This window comes from Neisseria sp. P0021.S007 (genome assembly GCF_051956855.1).
The window spans coordinates 1-526 of the sequence record NZ_JBQCXA010001139.1; the positions used below are offsets into that span (position 1 = coordinate 1).

1 pseudogene is annotated in these 526 nt (G+C 53.8%); it reads left to right on the top strand.

Annotated elements, in window-relative coordinates:
* Positions 1-526 (top strand): annotated as a pseudogene (gene glmM, locus ACTHUR_RS17935) (phosphoglucosamine mutase); the annotation flags it as partial.

The window sequence follows — 526 nt, forward strand, 5'->3', positions numbered from 1 at the left end:
GAAATGTGGTGCGACCCATCCGAAAGCTTTGCAAGCTGCCGTACTGCAAAATGAAGCCGATTACGGCATTGCCTTGGACGGCGATGGCGACCGTTTGATGATGGTTGACCGCAATGGCAAAGTGTATGACGGCGACAGCCTGATTTATGTGATTGCCAAAGCACGCGCGCACGAAGGCGTGGAAATCGGCGGTGTGGTGGGTACAGTGATGACCAATATGGCGATGGAAATTGCTTTGAAAGAGCAGGGCGTTGATTTCTGCCGTGCCAAAGTGGGCGACCGCTATGTGTTGGAACAGCTCCACCAACGCGGTTGGCTGATTGGCGGCGAAGCCAGCGGCCATATTTTGTGCATGGACAAACACAATACCGGCGACGGCATCATTTCCGCGCTACAAGTTTTGGCCGCATTGCAAACCTTGAATCAAGACCTTGCCACCGTTTGCGCCGATTGGCAGCCGTATCCGCAAACCATGATCAACGTCCGCATCAAAAAAGGCCAAAACTGGCAGGACGCGTCCAAAGAG